15 protein-coding genes and 1 pseudogene are annotated in these 19,064 nt (G+C 63.2%); 5 read left to right on the top strand and 11 right to left on the bottom strand.

What is annotated here, in order from left to right; genetic code table 11:
• Positions 1–8: 8 nt before the first annotated feature.
• Positions 9–1,004, bottom strand: coding sequence for a KpsF/GutQ family sugar-phosphate isomerase (locus ACCD05_RS21055; protein ID WP_047509868.1), 996 nt, complete (start codon positions 1,002–1,004; stop codon positions 9–11).
• A 140-nt stretch (positions 1,005–1,144) separates the two neighbouring features.
• On the opposite strand from ACCD05_RS21055, the gene ACCD05_RS21060 reads away from it, so the two are divergent.
• Positions 1,145–2,707 (top strand): outer membrane beta-barrel protein, encoded by a 1,563-nt coding sequence (locus ACCD05_RS21060; protein WP_413395074.1) that lies wholly within the window; start codon positions 1,145–1,147, stop codon positions 2,705–2,707.
• 48 nt (positions 2,708–2,755) lie between these two features.
• Here ACCD05_RS21060 and galU read toward each other — a convergent pair whose 3' ends face one another.
• Positions 2,756–3,643 carry a UTP--glucose-1-phosphate uridylyltransferase GalU gene (gene galU, locus ACCD05_RS21065; protein ID WP_018899750.1) on the bottom strand — a complete coding sequence of 296 codons (888 nt, stop codon included), beginning with the start codon at positions 3,641–3,643 and terminating at the stop codon, positions 2,756–2,758.
• A 201-nt stretch (positions 3,644–3,844) separates the two neighbouring features.
• On the opposite strand from galU, the gene ACCD05_RS21070 reads away from it, so the two are divergent.
• The gene (locus tag ACCD05_RS21070) at positions 3,845–5,068 is read left to right on the top strand and encodes a lytic murein transglycosylase (protein ID WP_413395076.1); all 1,224 of its coding nucleotides are present in this window, start codon (positions 3,845–3,847) and stop codon (positions 5,066–5,068) included.
• Positions 5,069–5,165: 97 nt separating this feature from the next.
• Positions 5,166–6,401, top strand: coding sequence for an SGNH family hydrolase (locus tag ACCD05_RS21075; RefSeq protein ID WP_413395078.1), 1,236 nt, complete (start codon positions 5,166–5,168; stop codon positions 6,399–6,401).
• Positions 6,402–6,448: 47 nt separating this feature from the next.
• Here ACCD05_RS21075 and ACCD05_RS21080 read toward each other — a convergent pair whose 3' ends face one another.
• Positions 6,449–7,291, bottom strand: a complete 843-nt coding sequence (locus ACCD05_RS21080; RefSeq protein ID WP_413395080.1) for an oxidoreductase — start codon at positions 7,289–7,291, stop codon at positions 6,449–6,451.
• A 43-nt stretch (positions 7,292–7,334) separates the two neighbouring features.
• Positions 7,335–7,574 (bottom strand): annotated as a pseudogene (locus ACCD05_RS21085) (Atu4866 domain-containing protein); the annotation flags it as partial.
• A gap of 141 nt (positions 7,575–7,715) precedes the next feature.
• Here ACCD05_RS21085 and ACCD05_RS21090 point away from each other — a divergent pair.
• Entirely contained in the window at positions 7,716–8,606 is an 891-nt protein-coding gene (locus ACCD05_RS21090) for a LysR family transcriptional regulator (protein ID WP_413395082.1), read from the top strand.
• Here the strand turns inward: ACCD05_RS21090 and ACCD05_RS21095 are convergent.
• Positions 8,585–9,496 (bottom strand): AraC family transcriptional regulator, encoded by a 912-nt coding sequence (locus tag ACCD05_RS21095; RefSeq protein ID WP_413395084.1) that lies wholly within the window; start codon positions 9,494–9,496, stop codon positions 8,585–8,587. The two genes, ACCD05_RS21090 and ACCD05_RS21095, sit on opposite strands and share 22 nt — an antisense overlap.
• A 98-nt stretch (positions 9,497–9,594) precedes the next feature.
• On the opposite strand from ACCD05_RS21095, the gene ACCD05_RS21100 reads away from it, so the two are divergent.
• Positions 9,595–10,347 carry an SDR family oxidoreductase gene (locus ACCD05_RS21100; protein WP_413395086.1) on the top strand — a complete coding sequence of 251 codons (753 nt, stop codon included), beginning with the start codon at positions 9,595–9,597 and terminating at the stop codon, positions 10,345–10,347.
• A gap of 59 nt (positions 10,348–10,406) precedes the next feature.
• On the opposite strand, the gene ACCD05_RS21105 is transcribed toward ACCD05_RS21100, so the two are convergent.
• From ACCD05_RS21105 to gltB, 6 genes are all read right to left on the bottom strand, one after another.
• Positions 10,407–11,039, bottom strand: coding sequence for a LysE family translocator (locus ACCD05_RS21105; RefSeq protein ID WP_113237061.1), 633 nt, complete (start codon positions 11,037–11,039; stop codon positions 10,407–10,409).
• 120 nt (positions 11,040–11,159) lie between these two features.
• Positions 11,160–11,912 carry a hypothetical protein gene (locus tag ACCD05_RS21110; protein ID WP_413395088.1) on the bottom strand — a complete coding sequence of 251 codons (753 nt, stop codon included), beginning with the start codon at positions 11,910–11,912 and terminating at the stop codon, positions 11,160–11,162.
• 160 nt (positions 11,913–12,072) lie between these two features.
• The gene (locus ACCD05_RS21115; RefSeq protein WP_209191644.1) at positions 12,073–13,527 is read right to left on the bottom strand and encodes a glutamate synthase subunit beta; all 1,455 of its coding nucleotides are present in this window, start codon (positions 13,525–13,527) and stop codon (positions 12,073–12,075) included.
• Between the two features lie 39 nt (positions 13,528–13,566).
• On the bottom strand, positions 13,567–13,953 hold the full coding sequence (locus tag ACCD05_RS21120) for a type II toxin-antitoxin system VapC family toxin (RefSeq protein WP_413395090.1): 387 nt from the start codon (positions 13,951–13,953) through the stop codon (positions 13,567–13,569).
• An 8-nt stretch (positions 13,954–13,961) separates the two neighbouring features.
• On the bottom strand, positions 13,962–14,234 hold the full coding sequence (locus ACCD05_RS21125) for an AbrB/MazE/SpoVT family DNA-binding domain-containing protein (protein ID WP_197067334.1): 273 nt from the start codon (positions 14,232–14,234) through the stop codon (positions 13,962–13,964).
• Between the two features lie 57 nt (positions 14,235–14,291).
• The gene (gene gltB, locus ACCD05_RS21130; protein WP_413395092.1) at positions 14,292–19,016 is read right to left on the bottom strand and encodes a glutamate synthase large subunit; all 4,725 of its coding nucleotides are present in this window, start codon (positions 19,014–19,016) and stop codon (positions 14,292–14,294) included.
• Positions 19,017–19,064 lie beyond the last annotated feature (48 nt).

Raw genomic sequence — 19,064 nt, forward strand, 5'->3', positions numbered from 1 at the left:
TGGCTTGATCAGGCCACGCCGATCCTGAGAAGATCGTGGAAATGAATGAGCCCGACCGGCCGGTTGTCGTCATCGACGACAATGAGCGCGCCGATGCTGTGCTTGTTCAAGAGCGCCAGCGCAGCGGTCGCCAGCACATTCGGCTTCACCGTCTTCGGCGCCCGCGTCATGATATCGTCGACCACGAGTTCCGACAGGTTCCGCGAAAGGTTGCGCGCCATATCGCCCTCTGTGACGATGCCGCAAAGCCGGCCGTCCTCGTCCAAAATGCCGACGCAGCCGAAATGCTTGCGCGATAGCGTCGAGATCGCCTCCGGCAGCGGTGTCCCCTTGGCAACCAGCGGCACGCGCTCGCCGGTGTGCATGACGTCGGCGACATGGCTCAGGGCAGCGCCGAGCTTGCCGCCCGGATGAAACACATGGAAGTCGCGCGCCGTGAAGCCCCGCGCCTCTAGCAGCGCGATCGCCAGCGCATCACCCATGGCCAGCTGCATCATCGTCGAGGTGGTCGGCGCCAGGCCGTGCGGGCAGGCTTCCTCGACATTCGGCATCAACAGCACGACATCCGACGCCTTGGCCAGCGACGAATCCGGCGAACAGGTCATGGAGATCAGCGGAATGGAGAAGCGGCGCGTATAGGCGATCACGTTGCGCAGTTCCGCGCTCTCGCCGCCCTTCGACAGCGCCAGCACCGCATCCCCTAGCCCCACCATGCCGAGATCGCCGTGGTTGGCCTCTGCGGCGTGCATGAAGAAGGCAGGCGTTCCGGTCGAAGCGAGCGTCGCCGCGATCTTGACGCCGATATGGCCGCTCTTGCCGACGCCGGTGACGATCACTCGCCCCGAAATCCCGCCGATCGTTTCGACGGCCTGCATGAAAGGCCCGGCGAGATCGCCGTCAAAGGCCTGCTCGAGGGACACCAACGACTGTCGTTCGGTGGCGAGTGTGCGCCTGGCCGAGTCGATCACGCCGTTGTCGATGAGATTTACCGCTCGCTTGATCATCGCCATCCGTTAGCCGCTTTCCAGCGCGGTGTCCACCATAGCGGCGGATTGCGCACCGCTTGCGATCGAATGGCAACGAATGGTTAACCACGAGGCTTTACGTTCGGGTAACCACTTCGAAGCATGCCGAGCGCGACCATATGGGCCATTGGAGACATACGAGCAGTCTGACGCCGCTCCGCGCGGCGGGCGTTGCCGTGTCCGTGGTGTTGGCAGGTCTCGAACTCATGGCTCCGGTTTCGGCGCTCGCCCAATCTGCGCGCACGGCCGCATCGTCCTCCCCCCTTGCCCAGTCCGCCTACATCGCCACCCCCGATGCAACGGGCGATCAACAGGATGACGGCACGGCGATCCCCGGCGCCACAGCATCCACCGACGACCCGGCCAATGCGAACGACGGCGCCGCCAACGGCGCCAACGCCACCACCGCGACCACACGGCAAACCACATCAGGCGACCAGCCGAGCGACGAAACCACCGGCTCCATTCTCGACGAAGACATGATGCGGCTGAACACCCGCGAGGCCCCGCTCGACGAGCGCAGGCCGCGGAAGCCCGACGTCAATCTCTCGACCGAGGAAACCCCCGGTATCCGCGTCGGCACCTTCGTGCTGCGCCCGACCGTGACACAGAGCATCAACACCGAGACGCAGAAGGACGGCGACGTCAAGCAGACGCGCGCCTTCCTCGAAACCGACATGAAGACGACGCTGACGTCGGACTGGGCGCTGCATCAGCTGCTGATCACGAGCGAGGGCGCCTGGCAGAAGAATGTCAGCGGCGAAGGCGAGGAGCAGCCGGACTTCCGGATCAACGGCGACCTCAGGCTCGATCTCCCCGAGGAAACCACGGCCCACATCACCGGCGGCTACCATTTCTATCGCGAAGACACCGACGACCCGAACGCCATCCAGAACGCCGACCAGCAATCCGACGTGCAGGAGTTCACCCTAGGCGCCTCGATCGAGCGCGACTTCGGCATCCTGCGCGGCAGCACCGGCATCGATTTCACCCGCACGATCTATTCGGACGCCACGCTGTCCGATGGTACCGTCGTCTCGCTTAGCGACCGCGACCAGACATCGGGCACGCTGCGCGGCCGCATCGGCTACGAGCTCTCGCCTGCCTTGATCCCCTTCATTGAAGGCAATGTCGGCAAGACGGTCTATGACCAGACGACGGACGTGGCGGGTTACCAGCGCTCCGGCGACAGCTACGGCGCCAAGGTCGGCGTCGAGGTGGATCTCGGCGAAAAACTGCGCGGCGAAGTGGGCGTCGGCTACGAGATCGCCAGCTTTGACGACAACAGGCTGTCCGATATCGACGCAACCGTGCTCGATGCCAGCGTCCGCTGGTCGCCTCTGCGCGGCACGGATATCGACTTCGGCCTGCAGACCAGCCTGCAGCCATCCACCACGCCGGGTGTCGCAGGCTATATCTCGCGCGCCATGACGACGACGGTCACGCATCAGCTGCGCGACAATCTGGTCGGAACCTTCCTGGGTGGGATAACCTTGCGCGACTATCCGTCGGATAGCACGATCAGCGACGAGACGGTCTATACGACCAGCGCCGGCCTGACCTGGAACATCAACCGATATCTCGATCTGACGAGCACCATCGGCTACGAACTCACCTCCAGAAAAGTCGGCGCCGACTCGCAGCAATGGCGAGCCGGCGTCGGTCTGAAGCTGAAACGCTGATAGCGATCGGGAAGACCGCGACGCGGCCTCCCCTTCGATCGCCTGATATCAGAGACCCTTGAGCAGGTCCTTGAAGCCTTCGATCACTGTCGGGCGGATATCCGCACGCTCGAGCGCGAAGGCGACGTTGGCGAGGATGAAGCCATCCTTGGCGCCGCAGTCATAGGTCGTGCCCTTGAAGTGGTAACCGGCGAAAGCCTGGTCCTTCAGGAGCTTCAGCATGCCGTCGGTGAGCTGGATCTCGTTGCCGGCGCCACGTTCCTGGGTTTCCAGGATCTTGAACACTTCAGGCTGCAGGATGTAGCGGCCGTTGATGAAGAAGTTCGACGGCGCGGTGCCCTTGGCGGGCTTTTCGACCATGCCGGTGATGCGGAAGCCGTCACCGATCGCGTCGCCGACGCCGACGATGCCGTATTTGTGGGCCTGATCGGGCGCGCACTCTTCGACGGCGATGATGTTGCCGCCGCTCTGGGCATAAAGGTCGATCATGCCCTTCATGCAGCCCTTGGCTTCGCTCTTCATGATCATGTCGGGAAGCAGCAGCGCGAAAGGCTCGTCGCCGATGATCTCGCGGGCGCACCATACGGCGTGACCGAGGCCGAGCGGCTCCTGCTGACGCGTAAAGCTCACGGTACCGGCCTTGGGAAGCTGGCCTGCGAGCAGGGTGATTTCGGCGTTCTTGCTGCGCTCGCGCAGCGTCTGCTCAAGCTCGAAATGGATGTCGAAATAGTCTTCGATGATGTGCTTGTTACGGCCCGTCACGAAAACGAAATGCTCGATCCCGGCTTCCAGCGCTTCATCCACCACATACTGAATGATCGGCTTGTCGACGACAGTCAGCATTTCCTTCGGAACGGCCTTCGTGGCCGGAAGGAAGCGCGTGCCGAGACCGGCGACCGGGAATACAGCTTTGCGAACTTTTTTATGCTCTGCCACACAGGCCTCCTGGGATGATTCTAACGCTTGAAATATAACGCGATTTTGATCGGATTAGATGAGATTTGCTACGGTTTTGCAAATAGTGACTGTGTTCGTGCGTCATGGTAAAGAATTTGTTGACTCCGTTCGGGTAGTCTCAGGCCTGAGCGGAATTTTTGCGCTCTGCTGTGCCTGAAACGAAAGGACGGATGACCGCCGATGACTCAAAATCACAAAATCTCCCTTCGTGGTCTTGCATTCGCATTCATCATGACCGCATCCGCCAGTCTGGCGCCTGTTAACGCCATGGCCGACCAGCGGTTCCAGAAGTGGATCGCGGACTTCTATCAAACTGCCGCTCAAAATGGCATCAGCAAGGCAACTTATCGTAAAGCTTTCTCAGGCGTCAGCGACCCTGACCCTACGGTGCTGGAAAAGGCTACTTATCAGCCTGAATTTACGACGAAAATCTGGGATTACGTGGATTCTCGCGTAAATCCTTATACCGTCCAGATCGGCCGCAAGATGATGGCCAAACACGCCTCTACGTTGAATTGGATCGAGCGGAACTTCGGTGTCGACAAGACGATTCTCTTGGCGATCTGGTCAATGGAATCGAACTACGGCGCGGTTCTCGAGAAGGACGACAGGCTGCATTACGTGCCCCGCGCACTGGCGACGCTCGCCTATGCCGACCCCAAACGCACCAAGTTCGCCCAGAAGCAGCTGATCGCCGCATTGAAGATCCTGCAGAACGGCGACATCTCGCCTGATGGCATGACCGGCTCCTGGGCCGGCGCCATGGGCCATACCCAGTTCATTCCCACCAGCTACCTGCTCTATGCCGTCGATGCCGATGGCAACGGCCATCGCGACATCTGGAACTCGGTTCCAGACGCGCTCGCCACCTCCGCCAATCTCCTGAAGAAGAACGGCTGGGATTTCGGCAAGACCTGGGGCTACGAAGTCAAGGTTCCATCGAGCGCGCTGAAGCACGTCGGCAAGACCATGACGCTGTCGCAGTGGTCGGCCCTTGGCCTGAAGCGCCCGAGCGGCATGGGCTTCAAGGACGGCTCCGGCAAGGCGGTTTTGAAGATGCCCGCCGGCAATGACGGCCCGGGCTTCCTGATGACCAGCAACTTCTACACCATCAAGAAGTACAATGCCTCGGACAGCTACGCCATCGCCGTCGGCCTGCTCGCCGATGAGATCGCCGGCTATGGAGGCATGAAGCAACGCTGGCCGCGCCCGGATGGCACGCTCGACGTCAAGGAGAAGTTCGAGCTGCAGACCCGCCTGAAGGCGCTCGGCTATTACGACGGCGAGGTCGACGGCAATTTCGGCAGTGGCTCCAAGGCCGCGATCGCCGCCGTCCAGGGCCGCATCGGCATGCAGGCGGATGGCGAACCCTCGCTGCCGCTCCTGAACGCGCTTCGCAAATAGCCGTCACGTCGCGATCAAAAACACGCGCACCGCGCTTTGGGGTGTGGACGCCCGTCCCGCTCCATGAGAAAATAAGCGTCGATGCAGGGCGGCCGATATGCGTAAACGAGTAGATCAGACAACAGCCAAGAGTGGCCTTCGCGGCATGCTCCGCTGGAGCGCGTTGGGCGCGGCGGTGCTGGTCTTTTCCACTTCTGTCCTGCCGCCCGTTTCGGCCGAAGCCCAGGAACAGCGCTATTATCAGCGCCGCTCGCTCATGGATTTCTTCTTGGGCCGTCGTTACATCGACGAGGCCCCGCAGGCGCCCGGCCAATACACGCGGCCGCGCGCCGCGCCACAACGCAAGAAGACAACGCCGCCCAAGGCCGCCGTCTCCACGCCACGCGCGGCACCCGTGATCCCCCCGGAAGAGAAGGTCGTCGAGAAGCTCGACAATGCCCAGAAGATCCTTGTCGTCGGCGACTTCCTGGCCGGCGGCCTCGGCGTCGGCATGGATGCGGCCTTCCAGGATTCGCCGGGCATCCTCATAGAGACCCACAGCAACGTCGCCTCCGGCCTCGTGCGCGACGATTATTACGACTGGCCAACGCAGCTGACGAAATTCATGGACGAGGCCAAGCCCGCTATGGTCGTCGTCATGCTCGGCGCCAACGACCGCCAGCAGATGGTGACCGATGTCGGCAAGGAGAAGTTCCGCACCGATGGCTGGTACACCGAATACCAGCGCCGCGTTCTCGCCTTCGGCAAGGCGGTGACGGCTAGGAAGATCCCGCTGCTCTGGGTCGGCCTGCCCGCTTTCGATTCGCCCTCGATGATGGCGGATGCGGCGCAGATGAACCAGGTTTACCGCAAGCAGGTGGAATCGATCGGCGGTGAGTTCGTCGATATCTGGGACGGCTTCGTCAGCGAAAGCGGTGATTTCATCGTCACCGGCTCCGACATCAACGGCCAGCAGGTGCGCCTGCGCACCTCCGACGGCATCAACATGACCGATGCCGGCCGCCGCAAGGTCGCCTTCTACGTCGAAAAGCCGGCCCGCCGCATCCTCGGCACCCAGGCAAGCCCCGATCTCGTGCGCCTAGACAATAGCAGCGCGCCGGCGATCGGCCTCTCGTCGAACCCGGCCGATCATACCGACCCGATCGCACTCTCCGACCCCAACCTTGACGGCGGCACGGCGCTTCTCGGCGGCGCCGCCATTCCCGTCAGCGCCACGAAGTCGCCGCGCGACAAGCTGGTGCAGGATGGCGAAATGGCCAAGCCCCCGGCCGGCCGCGTCGACGACTACAGCCGCCCCGCCGCCAAATCGACCGCCGAGGTCTCGGTCAAATAAATGCGGGCGCTCGCACGCCCGCCTCTCTCTTTCTCAGCTCAACTGGCTCAGCTTGGAAAATCCGCACTCAGCGTCACATCGGCCCAGGCATCGAAATTCGACCGTAGCGCATCCAGCCGCTCGCGAGCGATCTTCAGCGCCGGCGCGCCCAGCAGCAGCCGCAGTGGCGGCTCCTTCGCCTCGTAGGCGGCAATGACGGCGGCTGCGGCACGCGCTGGATCGCCCGGCTGGTTGCCCGAGACCGCACGGGTCGCGGCCCTTCGCTTGCCCGCTGTCTCTGCGTAATCGTCGATGACGGTCGCCGATTCGATCATCGAACTCCCGGCCCAGTTGGTGCGAAACGCCCCCGGCTCCAGAATGGTGACCTTGATCCCGAGCGGCGCGACCTCGTGCGAGAGCGATTCCGACAGTCCCTCGACCGCGAACTTCGTGGCGTGATAATAACCGGTCGCGGCGAAAGCCACGAGGCCACCGAGCGACGACGTGTTGAACACATGCCCGCGACGCCGAGCGCGCATGCCGGGAAGCACCCGCTTGGCCACCGCGATCAGGCCGAAGACGTTGGTCTCGAACTGGTCACGGATTTCCTGGTCGTCACCTTCCTCGATCGCGGCGAGATAGCCGTAGCCGGCATTGTTGACCAGCACGTCGATGCCTCCGAAATGCCTCTCCGCCGCAGCGACTGCCTGCTCTACCGATGCCTTGGAGCGCACATCGAGCGCAAGCGGCAGCACATGATCGCCGTAACGCGCGACCAGATCGTCGAGCGCGCCGGGCTTGCGCGCGGTGACAGCCGCCCGCCAGCCGCGCGCCAATACGGCTTCGGCGAGCGCGAGGCCGAGTCCCGAGGAAGCACCGGTGATGAACCAGATGGGGGAAGTCTCAGTCATGTCGTCTCCTTCCGGGCCTCTCGGCCCACTCTTTCGTTGAGCCTTAGCGGCGGCGCAGGATCATGCCGCCATGGTGCAGCGTGTCGCGGTCAACGAAGTCGCCGTCGGCGGTAAAGCCGGTGTCGTCCCAGTAATCGATATGGGCGCCACGCACCTCGTAGCGCCCCTGATAGGCGCTCTCGCGGTTGCCGCGCGCCTCGTCGTATCGGCCGTTCGCTAGAAGCTCGTGCCGAACCCGGCCGTCATCGGTGATCCACATGCCGACATACGGATGGTCGCTCATCATCTTTCCTCTTCCAGCCTCGCAGGGCCGACGTGATTGCAGGCGACGGCTCTTCCGTCTTGCCATGGGATGAGAGATAGGCGCAGCATTGGCATCGAACGAGTTGCCAATCCGAGATAGCTTGGTTAGTTATTCTAACCAATGAGTGACCAGTTCGAAGGCATCTCCGTTTTCCTCGCCGTCGCGGAAGCGCGCAATTTCCGCGTCGCCGCCGAGCGGCTGGGCGTGACCCGCTCCGCCGTCAGCCAGGCGTTGCAGCGGCTGGAAGACCGGCTGGGTGTAACGCTCGTGCAGCGCACAACGCGCAGCGTGCGGCTAACCGAAGCGGGCGAGTTGTTCCAATCCCTGGTGAAGGAGCCTGCGAACCGCGTCGCGGAGGCGATCGAAGCCGTGCGCGAGGTCCGCGCGCGGCCATCAGGCCTGCTGCGCATCGCCGTGTCGTCCATCGCCGAGCGCGTCATCTCCGGCCCGCTGCTGGCAGGCTTCATGGCGAAGTATCCGGAGCTGCGCCTGGATATCACCATCACCGACGGCGAGTTCGATATCGTCGAGGCCGGCTTCGATGCCGGTATCCGGCTGGGCGAGGTGATCGAGCAGGACATGGTGGCCGTATCGGTCTCATCAGCCCAGCGCCAATGCGCCGTCGCATCGCCCGATTACATCGCCCGACGCGGTGCGCCGCAGCACCCCCGCGATCTCGTCGATCACGTCTGCATCGGCTGGCGCCCCAGACCCGACACCGCCCCCTATCGCTGGGAGTTCACCGAAAACGGCCGCGATTTCGATGTCGCCGTCGATCCCGACATGACCACCAACGATATGGGCATGATGTTGCGCATGGCCTCTTCGGGCGCCGGCATCACCTTCGGCATGGTCGAGACCTTCGCGCCCTACATCGCGCGCGGCGAACTCGTGCCGCTTCTCGAAAGCTACGGCCCACCCTTCGACGGCTTCTACATCTACTACCCCCGCCGCCACCGCCAGCCGCAGAAGCTGCGCGTGCTGGTCGATCACCTCTCAAGCAGAGGCTGACTGCGGGCATACCGAGCCGGCGGCACGCCCGCATATCGCGAGAAGGCGACGCTGAACGCACTCGCCGAACCATAACCCACGCGCTCCGCCACCTCATCCATCGCGAGTTCGCGGCCGCGCAACAGCTGCTTGGCGAGCGCCATGCGCCAGGCCAGCAGATACTCCATCGGCGGCAGGCCGACGACGCGGCTGAAACGCGCGAAGAAGGCCGATCGGGAGAGCGACGCTTCGGTCGCGAGATCCGCCACCGTCCAGGGATGGGCCGGCCGTTCATGCAACGCGTGAAGTGCTACCGCCAGCCGTTCATCCGCCAGACCACGGCTGAGGCCGGGCGCCCCTGTCGGCTGCGTGCCGGATCGGAGCGCCTCGATCAGCAACACCTCCAGCAACCGTTCAAGCACCAGCTCCCGCCCTGGCCGCCGCTCGCGTGTCTCCTCGCCGACCAATTGCATCAGCGTCGCCAGACGCGGTTCGCCGCGAACGACAACGACATCGGGCAGCAGCGAAACCAGAAGCGCCGCATCCGGTGAACCGAAGCTGCAATGCCCGATGCGCATGCGCAGATCCGCCGGCCCATCGAGACGACCAACGCGGAAGCGACCGTCGCTCATCTGCTTCGGAACGATGGCGGGCAAGCCGCGCGGCGCGTCGATGCTCTCATTGACGAGATCACGCATGGCCGGCACCAGAACGAAGTCGCCGGCCTCAAGAATGAACGGCGGCTCCTCCCCGAATGTCACGCGGCAGCGCCCCTCGATAACAGCGCAATAGAAGGGCTCGCCGGTGGCCTCGCGTTCAATCCGCCAGAGGCCGGCGCATTCGACCAGCTTCGAGAAGCGTGCTGCGGGCTGCAGCAGCGTGACGATTTCGGCGAGAGGATCAACGGCCACAATCAGGACTATCGCTAAAGAAATGGAGACTGCAGCCTATATCAAGTCTCGCACGCGGTCACTACCCTGCAATCATTCCTTTTCAATTGGAGACGCAGATGCCCACGATACTGATCACCGGTTGCTCGTCCGGCTTTGGCCTGGAGACCGCGAAACTCTTTCTCGACCGTGGCTGGGATGTGATCGCGACGATGCGCAAGCCCGACCCCGACCTGTTGCCGGCCTCCGAACGCCTGCGCGTTCTGCCGCTCGACGTCACCAACCCCACAAGCATCGCGGAGGCCGTGGCGGCAGCCGGTCATATCGACGTGCTCGTCAACAACGCCGGCTTCGGCGCCCCTTCCCCTATCGAGCTCACCGCGCCGGAGACCGCGCGCTCCCTGTTCGAGACGAACACGATCGGCACCTTGGCGATGGTCCAGGCCGTCGTGCCGCAGATGCGCCAGCGCCGGGCGGGCGTCGTCATCAACGTCACGTCCACGGTGACGGTGAAGACACTGCCGGTCATCGGCGTCTACCGCGCCAGCAAGGCTGCCGTGAACGCGCTGACGGAATCCTTGGCGGTCGAGATGGAGCCCTTCGGCGTGCGGGTGCATATCGTTCTGCCGGGCCGCTCGCCAACCACCCGCTTCGGCGAAAACGCGCGCCCCCATTTCCGTGGTCTTGATGATGCCGACTATGCGCCGATGCTTCAGCAGTTCATCAAGAGCGTGCGGGACGACACCGGCCCGGTGACCCATGCCGCCGACGTGGCCGAGGCCGTTTGGCGGGCCGCCACCGATCCATCCGCGCCGCTGCGTATTCCGGGCGGTGCCGATGCGGAACTCTGGATGGCCGAGGCAGGCCTCTAAAAACCGACCTTGCAGCTCGGGGCCGCGCCAGGCAGTCCCGAGTCCACCAATTGCAGCTACTAACTCCGCTGCAGCGCCAGATGCGCCCCGAGGCCGATCAGGATTCCTCCGCCCGCGCGCTGCACCAGCCGCTGCGCCGAACCCGAGCGCTTCAGCCTCGATACGACGGCGCCCGCCAGCATCACGCAGACGATATCGGCCGACGAGAAGATGAAATTGACGATCGTGCCCAGCAGCACGAATTGCAGCCAGACCGGAAAGCTGGCGGCGGGATCGATGAATTGCGGCAGGAAGGCCAGGAAGAAGATCGCCGTCTTCGGGTTCAAGACCTCGATCGAGATGCTCTCGACAAAGGCCCGCCGGCCGGATTTCGGATCGATGGCGGAGAGCGTCGTCTCCCCTTGAGACTTGCTGCGAAACAGCGAGATACCGAGCCAGACCAGATAGGCCGCACCGGCGAGCTTCACCGCCATATAGAGCACCGGCACAGCATGAAAGATGATCGACAGGCCTGCGGCGGCCGCGATCACATGCACATAGCAGCCGACATGGATCCCGAGCGTCGCCATGAACCCTGCCCGCCGTCCGCGCGCCAGCGTCTGGGCGGCGGCGTAAAGCATGGCCGGCCCGGGAATATAGGCAAACAGCGCGGTCGTGACGAAGAAGGTGATCAGCAGTTCGGTCGATGGCATCCGGTGTTGTTCCTTGCCGCATAGCCATGCGAAGCGATGGCCCGCGCACCATAGATCGCCGCATCGCGGTTGACCATGCCGCAATCCCATCGCGCTGGCGGGACTAAGACCGTGCCGGCCTTACTCGATCACCTCAACCGCCGACAACACCTCCACGCTGGCGGCAGCACCGCATCCATGCACCTCGATCTTCAGCTTCGCGCCCGGAACGATGATCGCCATCAGCTTCGCCTGGATGACCTTGGCATTCCCCGGCGGATCGACGTTTATGTAGCCGGTGCCATGCTTGTCCTTGAACTGGAAGCCTTCGATCGCCTGCCCGGAGGCCTTCATCGTCAGGTCCACCACCTCGCCCGTCGTCGTGGCCACCTGGCAATCCGTCTCGGGGCTGAGGCCGGAGAGACGCTCGCGCGATGCCGCCGCGGTGACGACGGGCGTGGACGACGATCCGCAGCCGGAAAGCACCCGCCGCACGGCAGCCCCGCTTCCGCGCAGTGAAAACGAATAGGGCAGCCCGACCGGATCGAAAGCCAGCGTCGCCCGGCTCCCCTTCTGAAGCGCGTCGGCGAAATCATCGGCAAGCGGCCAGCGATAAAGATCATGGGCGCCCCGCTCCGGCAGATTGAAGGTGAATGTACGGCCATCGATGATGATGTCGAACGGCTCGCCGGTCGCCTTGCCATGCTCGTAGATCACCATCTCGAAGCTCGGCGCGCCCACCGCCGGGCAACTGACCAGCAGGCACATGTTCTCGCTCAGGCACTTCGCCGTCGCCGGATAATCGACGTAGCCGGCGCGCTCCCAGGCCCCGACCGGCGATGCCGCGACACACAAGAAGGCCGCGACAATGCTGATGACAGATCGAACAGACATATTCATTGACCCCCGTACAACAAACAGTCCGTCCATACTCGCCGAACTGACGCGCCAGCCGCCAGATAGACTTTCTCGGTAGGCGCTGCAGAACGCACAAAAAAGCTCGGGGCCGCATCACGCAGCCCCGAGCCAAAATCAATCCGAACGTCCCCGCTGCTTAGCGCGGCAGAACCGTCGAGCCCATCAGCGCCTCGTCGATGGCGCGTGCCGCCTGGCGTCCCTCGCGGATCGCCCAGACGACCAGCGACTGGCCGCGACGCACGTCGCCAGCCGTCCAGAACTTGTCGACTGAGGTCTTGTAGTCGCGGTCGTTGGCGACGACGTTGGTCGAGCCGCGGCGGTCGGTGTTGAGCGTCAGCTTGCCGTCGAGTTCCTTGAGCACGCTCGTGGTGAACGGGCCGCTGAAGCCGATGGCGATGAAGGCGAGATCGGCCTTGATGATGAACTCCGTGCCGGCAATCGGCTTGCGGCGCTCATCGACTTCGCAGCACTTGACGCCGGTCAGGACGCCGTCTTCGCCGATGAACTCGAGCGTCGCCACCTGGAATTCGCGGACAGCACCTTCAGCCTGGCTGGAAGAGGTGCGCATCTTGGTCGCCCAGAACGGCCAGACGGCGAGCTTGTCTTCCTTCTCCGGCGGCTGCGGACGGATGTCGAGTTGGGTGACCTTCACGGCACCCTGGCGGAACGCCGTGCCGACGCAGTCGGATGCGGTGTCACCGCCACCGACGACGACGACATGCTTGGCGCCAGCGAGGATCGGGTCCGAAGCCCAGCCGACGCTGTCGATGTTTTCGCGGCCGACGCGTTTGTTCTGCTGCACGAGATAAGGCATCGCGTCGTGGACGCCGGCAAGGTCGAAGCCCGGAATGCCGGCTTCGCGTGGCGTTTCCGAACCGCCGCAGTAGAGAACCGCGTCGTGATCGGCGAGCAGCTGCTCGACCTTCAGATCGACGCCGACGTTGACGCCGCAATGGAAGGTCACGCCCTCGCCCGAGATCTGCTCGACGCGGCGATCAATGAAGTTCTTCTCCATCTTGAAGTCGGGAATGCCGTAGCGCAGCAGGCCGCCGGGCTTGGATTCACGCTCATAGACATGCACTTCGTGGCCGGCGCGGCCGAGCTGCTGGGCCGCCGCCATGCCGGCAGGGCCCGAACCGATGATCGCGACCTTCTTGCCGGTGCGAACGGCAGCCGGCTGCGGCCGGATGAAGCCGAGCTCATAGGCCTTGTCGGCGATCGCCTGCTCGACGGTCTTGATGGCGACCGGCGCATCCTCGAGGTTCAGCGTGCACGCTTCCTCGCAGGGCGCGGGGCAGACGCGCCCGGTGAACTCAGGGAAGTTGTTGGTCGAATGCAGGTTCTGGATCGCTGCTTCCCAGTTGTTGTTGTAGACCAGATCGTTCCAGTCGGGGATCTGGTTGTGCACGGGACAGCCGGTCGGGCCATGGCAATAGGGAATGCCACAGTCCATGCAGCGCGCGGCCTGTTTCTGCACTTCCGGGTCCGACATCGGGATCGTGAATTCGCGGAAATGCCGGATACGGTCCGACGCCGGCTGATACTTCGCCACCTGCCGGTCGATTTCCAGAAACCCTGTTACCTTACCCATGCTGCTGTCTTCCCTTACACTCATGACCGCCTCTTTCGTTCAGCGCAGCCAGTTTTCAACCTTTAATCCCGGCACGCGGGAGAATTCGCTTTCGTTGTTCGTGACCAGCACAGCATCAAGAGCCAGTGCATGGGCGGCAATCCAGAGGTCGTTCGGACCGATATTTTTCCCCTGCCTCAGCGCCAGCCGAATGTCGGCATAACGTTGATCCGTCGGCAAAGTCAGCGAAGCCACATAAAGACGGCGCGTGACATTGGAAACCTTCTTAGCCAGTTCCTCGGACCCGTCCTTCTTGACCCCGTACCAGATCTCACCGTGCGTGATGATGCTGATGCAGACGTTCTCTTCACCAACCTCGATCAATCGCTCCAATGCCTTGCCTCGGGGATCACGCACGATCGCCGAGACAATGTTGGTATCGAGCATGAACCTCGTCACAGATCGACTTCCGACAAATCGGCAAGATCGTCGTTATCGGCAACGAAATCGGCGCCTTCCCATGGCTCCGCTCGTTGCAGGTAATCGATCAATCCTGCCGTGACGGCGGTTCGCATTATGATCGAGCCATCAGGCTGCTTCACCAAAATGGCTTTCGCACCATCGAATTCGATCTCTTTAGGTATGCGCACCGCACGGCTTCGGCCGTTTTTGAAAATGGCGACTTCAATCTCGCCATTCTCTGGGATGTCCTTCACATGCTCGTTCATGCTGACCTCCATCGCTGCATATGCCAACAGCATATCACATCGCTGAGATATGTGAAATCACTCCGCGGCGATCCCCATCCGGCTGCGCTCCATTTCCTCGAGCGCGCGGCGGTATTCGACCGGCATGACCTTGCGGAACTTGGGACGATACTCCGCCCAGTTGTCCAGGATCTGCTTGGCACGGGTGGATTCCGTGTAGTGCAGGTGGTTGGAGATCAACTGGTAGAGGCGTTCCTCGTCGTGGCGGGTCATGTCGCCGGAAACGTCGACGCGGCCCTTGTGCGCGAGATCGCCGCCATGGTGATGCAGCTTCTCCATCAGGTCGTCCTCTTCGGGAACCGGTTCGAGCTCGACCATCGCCATGTTGCAGCGCTTGGCGAAATCGCCGCTCTCGTCGAGAACATAGGCGACGCCACCAGACATGCCGGCCGCGAAGTTGCGGCCCGTCTCGCCGAGCACGACCACCACGCCACCCGTCATGTATTCGCAGCCGTGGTCGCCCACGCCCTCGACGATGGCGATAGCGCCGGAGTTGCGCACCGCGAAGCGCTCGCCCGCGACGCCGCGGAAGTAGCACTCACCCTCGGTCGCGCCGTAAAGCACGGTGTTGCCGACGATGATTGAGTCCTCGGCGATGATCTTAGAATTCTCCGGCGGACGCACGATGATCTTGCCGCCCGAAAGGCCCTTGCCGACATAGTCGTTGCCGTCGCCGATCAGCTTGAAGGTCACGCCGCGCGCCAGGAACGCGCCGAACGACTGTCCGGCGGTGCCGCGAAGCGTCACGTTGATCGTGTCTTCCTTCAGGCCGCGGTGGTTGTAGCGCTTGGCCACCTCACCCGACAGCATCGCGCCCGCCGAACGGTCGACGTTCTTGATGTCGACTTCGAACGACACAGGCGTCTTCGACGCGAGTGCCGGCTCGGCTTCCGCGATCATCTTGCGATCGAGAATGTCGTCGATCGGGTGCTTCTGGCGGGTCGTCCAGTAGGTTGCTTCCTTCGGCGCCTCCACCTTGTGGAAGATGCGGCTGAAGTCGAGACCCTTGGACTTCCAGTGCGCCAGCATCTCGTCCTTCTCGAGCAGCTCCGAAGCGCCGATGATGTCATCGAACTTGGTGAAGCCGAGCGAGGCCAGGATTTCGCGCACTTCATTGGCGACGAAGAAGAAGTAGTTGATGACGTGCTCCGGCGTGCCCTTGAAGCGCTTGCGCAGGACCGGGTCCTGGGTGGCAACGCCGACGGGGCAGGTGTTCAGGTGGCACTTGCGCATCATGATGCAGCCGGCGGCGATGACGGGAGCGGTCGCGAAGCCGAACTCGTCGGCACCGAGAAGCGCACCGATGATGACGTCGCGGCCGGTCTTCAGGCCACCGTCGACCTGCAGCGCGATGCGCGAACGAAGGCCGTTCAGCACCAGCGTCTGCTGCGTTTCGGCAAGGCCGATTTCCCACGGAGAACCCGCATGCTTCAGCGAGGTCAGCGGCGATGCGCCGGTGCCGCCGTCGAAGCCGGAGACAGTGATGTGGTCGGCGCGCGCCTTGGCGACACCGGCGGCAACCGTGCCGACGCCGACTTCCGAGACGAGCTTGACCGAGACGTCGGACGTCGGGTTGACGTTCTTCAGGTCGTAGATCAGCTGCGCCAGATCTTCGATCGAGTAGATGTCGTGGTGCGGCGGCGGCGAGATCAGGCCGACACCAGGCGTCGAGTGACGGGTCTTGGCGACCGTCGCATCGACCTTGTGGCCGGGCAGCTGGCCGCCTTCGCCGGGCTTGGCGCCCTGCGCGACCTTGATCTGCAGCATGTCGGCGTTGACGAGATACTCGGTGGTCACACCGAAGCGTCCCGAAGCGATCTGCTTGATCGCCGAGCGTTCCGGGTTCGCCGACCCATCAGGCAGCGGGAAGTAGCGGTCGCTCTCTTCGCCGCCCTCGCCGGTGTTCGACTTGCCGCCGATCTTGTTCATCGCGATCGCCAGCGTCGTATGCGCCTCTCTGGAGATCGAGCCGAAGGACATGGCGCCTGTCGAGAAGCGCTTGACGATCTCGACCGCTGGCTCGACGTCATCGAGCGAGACGGGCTTCCGCCCGATCTGCTCGGCGGTCTTGATCTTGAACAGGCCACGGATGGTGTTCATCCGAAGCGCCGACGTGTTCACCATCTCGGCGAACTCGCGGTAGCGGTCCTCGGAGTTGCCGCGAACAGCGTGCTGCAGCGTGGCGACCGCATCCGGCGTCCAGGCATGGCTCTCGCCGCGCATACGGTAGGCATATTCGCCGCCGATATCGAGCGTGGTCGCGAGCAGCGGATCCTTGCCGAAAGCCGATGTGTGGCGGGCAACGGTCTCTTCGGAAATCGCCTTGAGATCGACGCCTTCGATCATCGTCGCTGTGCCGAAGAAGTACTTGTCGACCAGCTCCTGCTGCAGGCCAATCGCATCGAAGATCTGGCCACCGCAATAGGACTGATAGGTCGAGATGCCCATCTTCGACATGACCTTGAGGATGCCCTTACCGACCGCCTTGATGTAGCGGTAGACGACTTCGGACGCGTCCACTTCCTTCGGGAACTCGCCCTTGGCATGCATGTCGAGCAGCGTGTCGAAGGCCAGGTACGGGTTGATCGCTTCCGCGCCGTAACCGGCGAGAAGACAGAAGTGGTGCACTTCGCGCGGCTCACCGGTCTCGACGACGAGGCCGACCGAGGTGCGAAGACCCTTGCGGATCAGATGATGGTGCACGGCGGCCGTCGCGAGCAGCGCCGGGATCGCGATGCGATCCGGCCCGATCTGGCGGTCGGAGAGCACGATGATGTTGTAGCCGCCCTTGACGGCCGCTTCCGCGCGCTCGCAGAGGCGGTCGAGCATTTCGGGCATGCCTTCGGCGCCGCGCTCCACGTCATAGGTGAAGTCGAGCGTCTTGGTGTCGAAACGGTCTTCCGTGTGGCCGATCGAGCGGATCTTTTCGAGATCGCCATTGGTAAGGATCGGCTGACGCACTTCCAGGCGCTTGGCGTTGGCCGCACCCTCGTGGTCGAGAATGTTCGGGCGCGGGCCGATGAAGGACACCAGGCTCATGACCAGCTCTTCGCGGATCGGATCGATCGGCGGGTTGGTGACCTGCGCGAAGTTCTGCTTGAAGTAGGTGTAGAGCAGCTTCGACTTTTCCGACATGGCCGAGATCGGCGTATCGGTGCCCATCGAGCCGACGGCCTCCTGGCCCGTCGTCGCCATTGGCGACATCAGGATCTTGGTGTCTTCGGTGGTGTAGCCGAAGGCCTGCTGACGGTTGAGCAGCGAGACGTCGCGGCGCAGCGCGCGCGGCTCCACCGGCTTCAGGTCTTCGAGGATCAGCTGCGTGCGATCGAGCCAGCTGCGGTAGGGATGCTTGGTCGCGAGCTCGGTCTTCAGCTCCTCGTCGGAGACGATCTTGCCCTTCTCCATGTCGATCAGCAGCATCTTGCCCGGCTGCAGGCGCCACTTCTTGACGATGTCCTCTTCAGCGACCGGCAACGTGCCGGCTTCCGAGGCGAGGATGACGCGGTCGTCTGACGTGACGAGATAGCGGGCCGGACGCAGGCCGTTGCGGTCGAGCGTCGCGCCGATCTGCTTGCCGTCGGTGAAGGCAACGGCGGCCGGGCCGTCCCACGGCTCCATCAGCGCTGCGTGGTATTCGTAGAACGCCTTGCGCTCCTTCGACATCGACTGGTTTCCGGCCCAGGCTTCCGGGATCAACATCATCACGGCATGCGCCATGGAGTAGCCGCCGCGCACGAGGAACTCGAGCGCGTTGTCGAAACAGGCCGTGTCCGACTGACCTTCATAGGAGATCGGCCAGAGCTTGGAGATATCCTCGCCGAAGAGCGGCGAAGACACCGATGCCTGGCGCGCAGCCATCCAGTTGACGTTGGAGCGCAGCGTGTTGATTTCGCCGTTGTGGGCGACCATGCGGTAGGGGTGCGCCAGCTTCCAGGACGGGAAGGTGTTGGTCGAGAAGCGCTGGTGCACGAGCGCGACTGCGGACTCAAAACGCGGATCCGACAAGTCCGTGTAATAAGCGCCAACCTGGTAGGCCAGGAACATGCCCTTGTAGACGATCGTCGAGGACGACAGCGACACCGGATAGAAGTGGCTCTCCTCGCCATCGAACTCGTCATAGATACGGTTGGAGATCACCTTGCGCAGCGTGAACAGGCGGCGTTCGAATTCATCGGTGGTCGCAGCGCTATCGCCGGCCCCGATGAAGATCTGACAGTGATGCGGTTCGGTCGCGGCGATATCCGGCGCCTTCGACAGCGACGAGTTGTCGACGGGCACGTCGCGGAAGCCGATGAGAACCTGGCCCTCTTCGGAGATGACGTCCTGCATCACCTTCTTGAAATGCGCGATCTGCTTTTCGTCGCGCGGCATGAAAATATGGCCGACGCCATATTCGCCGGCCTTCGGCAGGGTGATGCCCTGCTTGGCCATTTCCTCGCGGAAGAAGCGATCGGGAATCTGCACGAGAATACCAGCACCGTCACCCATAAGCGGGTCGGCGCCGACAGCACCGCGGTGCGTCAGGTTCTCGAGAATGAAGAGACCGTCCTTGACGATCTGATGCGACTTCTGGCCCTTCATATGCGCGACGAAGCCGACGCCGCAGGCGTCATGCTCGTTGCGTGGGTCATACAGGCCCTGCTTGCCCGGGAGACCGCTGGCGAACTTACGCGTATCGGCCACCGCGCGCATGTCTGCTGCTGCGAACTGGTCGATGTCAGTGGATGGCGTGTTCTTCGTCATCGTTTTGCCTCCTGTCAGAGCCCGCGATCGTGCGGGCGGCTCTTCGTC

The organism is Rhizobium sp. Rhizsp42 (assembly GCF_047304155.1).
Taxonomy (GTDB): Bacteria; Pseudomonadota; Alphaproteobacteria; order Rhizobiales; family Rhizobiaceae; genus Rhizobium.